This is a genomic window from Stenotrophomonas panacihumi, from assembly GCF_001431645.1.
GTDB classification, from domain to species: Bacteria; Pseudomonadota; Gammaproteobacteria; order Xanthomonadales; family Xanthomonadaceae; genus Stenotrophomonas_A; species Stenotrophomonas_A panacihumi.
Window position 1 is genome coordinate 1 of sequence record NZ_LLXU01000027.1, and the last position, 2,808, is coordinate 2,808.

Below are 2,808 nucleotides of genomic sequence, written 5' to 3' on the forward strand. Positions count from 1 at the left end.
CGGCCCTCGGCGTCGGTGTTGTCGATCTCCACGCTGATGCCGGCGCGCGTGGTGATCACTTCGCCCGGGCGGAATGCTTCCGGCCCGACCGCGTTCTCCACCGCCGGGATCAGCAGCGTCAGCTGCACCGGCAGCCCGCGCGCCATCACCAGCCCGGCCAGCGCCAGCGCGTGCGCCGCGCCGCCCATGTCCTTCTTCATGTGGCGCATGCCGTCGGCCGGCTTGAGGTCCAGGCCGCCGGTGTCGAAGCACACGCCCTTGCCGACCAGCGTCAGGCGCGGATGCGCGGCGTCGCCCCAGTGCAGTTCGATCAGGCGCGGCGCGCGGTGCGAGGCGCGGCCGACCGCATGGATGGTGGGGAAGTTCTTTTCCAGCAGCGCATCGCCGGTGATGACCTCGATGCGCGCGCCATGCGCGCTGGCCAGTTCACGCGCGGCGGCTTCCAGCTGTTCCGGGCCCATGTCCTCGGTGGGGGTGTTCACCCAGTCGCGCACGCGCAGGCAGGCCTGCACGAGGTCGGCGACTTCGGCCGACGGCGTGGCCGCTAGCTCGGCCGGCGCGCGGGTCGGCTTGCGGTAGCGGCTGAAGCGGTAGCTGCCCAGGCCCCAGCCCAGGTGCAGCAGCGAGGTGTCCGCTTCCGACAGGCCTTCGGCGCGCCAGGTCGAACCGGCCGGCAAGGCGTATGGCGCGTGCGCGTAGGCGTAGGCGTCTTCGCGATCGCCCACGCCCACCACGGCGCCGGCCAGCCCTTCGCTACCCGGCAGCAGCAACACGCTGCCCGGGGCGGCTTCGAACCGCTGTGCCTGCGCCCACGCGACCACGGCGGCCGGCTGCGTTTCCAGCCAGGCGGCAAGGTGCGCGCGGTCGAGCACGTGCAGCGGCAGGGCGGTGGCGGTGTCGGCGGCGAAGCCTTGGGGCAGGGACATGGGATTTCCTTGGGTCAGGCGTGCGAGGGCATGCCGGGGGATAACGGGGAAAGGGCGGCGTTCATGCCGCGTGCGCGGCTTGCGCGTCGAGCCAGTCGGCAAGGCCGGCCAGGGTGTCGAATTCCAGGTCCGGCACCTTGTGCGCGTGCGGCCAGGTCGCCTCGGTGCGGTTGATCCAGCAGGCGCGCAGGCCGGCATCGAGCGCGCCGACCACGTCCATGTCGACGTGGTCGCCGACGTGCAGCACCTGCGCGGGCGGCACGTCCAGGCGCGCGCAGGCGGCGTGGAAGATGCTGGCCTGCGGCTTGGCGGCGCCGTGCTCGCGCGAGCCGAGCTGGAAGGCGAAGTGGTGGTCCAGGCCGATGCGGACCAGGTCGGCGTTGCCGTTGCTCAGCGCGGCCACCGGCACGCGCGCGGCGATGCGGGCCAGCGCGTCGAGCGCGTCGGGGTAGCACTCGACCTGGTTGCGCGCGGCGTAGAACACCTCGTAGGCCGGCTCGACCAGCGCGAGGTCGCCGCCGCTCAGCTCGAAGGCCTGCTGCAGCGTGAGGCGGCGCAGGGCGCTGAGGTCGTGGTGCAGGTCGGGGTTGTCGACGAAGCTGCGCTCGCGCAGTTCACGCATGCCGTCCACGTCGAAGTGCGCGGCGGTGACCGGGCTGTGGACCTGCATCCACTCGTGCAGCACGCGGTCGATGCGTGCGCCGATGGGCGCGAACGGCCACAGGGTGTCGTCGAGATCGAGGGTAATGGCGCGGATCGGGAAGCTCACCGCGCCATTTTAAGGCAGAAGGGCCGGGCGGGCGTGACAGCGGGCGGTCAATGGCCCCGCCGCCGCTCACTCCAGCAGCCGCGCCCAGCGCTGCATGCCTTCCAGCCGGCTCAGGATCATCTTGATGCACACCAGCAGCGGCACCGCCAGCAGCAGGCCGATCATCCCCCACAGCCAGCCGAACAGCATCAGCGCCAGGATCAGCATCAGCGGGGAGATCGCCATGCGCCGGCCGAGGATGATCGGCGTCACCACCTGGCCCTCGATGGTGTGCAGCAGCAGGTACAGCGCGGCCGGCAGCACGCCTTCGCCGGTGGCGCCGAAGGTGACGAAGCCCATCAGCAGCATCAGCATCACGCCGATCAGCGGGCCGACGTACGGCGCGAAGTTCAGCAGCGCCACCACCGTGCCCCACAGCAACGCTTCCTGGATGGGAATGCCCAGCGCATACAGGATGCCCGCGTAGATCATGCCCACCGCCGTGTTGATCAGGCTGATGGTGAGCACGTAGCGCGATACCTCGCGCTCGATCTCCAGCATGATGCCGGTGGTGAAGCGTTGCTGCGCGCGACTGGGCAGCAGCGCGATGGCGTGGCGTTGCAGGTTCTCGCCATAGACCATGAAGAAGAACGTCAGCAGCACCACCGCCAGGAACGAGGCGGCCAGTTTCGGCGCGCGCACCAGCGCGCGGTAGGGGTCGTCGAGCTGGGTGCGTACTACCTGCACCTGTCGTCCGGTCTCGCCGCCTGCGGCGCGGGCGAAATTCTCCGCGGCCTGGTTGGCCTGCTGCACCGGCTTGGTCAGATCGCGCACCTCGCGCGAGATCTGCCGCATCTGCGCCGGCGCCTGCTGGAACCACGCGGCCGCCGGGCCCACCAGCTGCACCGCCAGCGCGATGGTGCTGGCCAGCCCGATCACGATCACCAGCAGCGCGGCGATGAAGCGCGGCAGGTAGAGCTTGCGCAGCAGGCGGATGATGGGATTGCCGACCATCGAGAAGAACGCGGCCAGCATGATCGGCAGGATCACCGTCTGCGCGGCCCACAGCGTGTATCCGACGGCGAGCACGGCGATCACCACCAGCGAAGCCGGCCCGCGCGGGCGCGGCTTCGC

Annotated in this window: 3 protein-coding genes; all 3 read right to left on the reverse strand. The window is 70.8% G+C overall.

The features are described 5' to 3' along the window. Nucleotides 1-926, reverse strand: a 926-nt coding sequence (locus tag ARC20_RS01410; protein WP_057643225.1) for a leucyl aminopeptidase family protein, incomplete at its 3' end; no start/stop codon positions are given. A gap of 61 nt (nucleotides 927-987) precedes the next feature. After that, nucleotides 988-1,695 (reverse strand): HAD family hydrolase, encoded by a 708-nt coding sequence (locus ARC20_RS01415; RefSeq protein ID WP_057643227.1) that lies wholly within the window; start codon nucleotides 1,693-1,695, stop codon nucleotides 988-990. Between the two features lie 66 nt (nucleotides 1,696-1,761). Further along, on the reverse strand, nucleotides 1,762-2,808 hold a 1,047-nt coding region (locus tag ARC20_RS01420), incomplete at its 5' end, for an AI-2E family transporter (protein ID WP_057643231.1).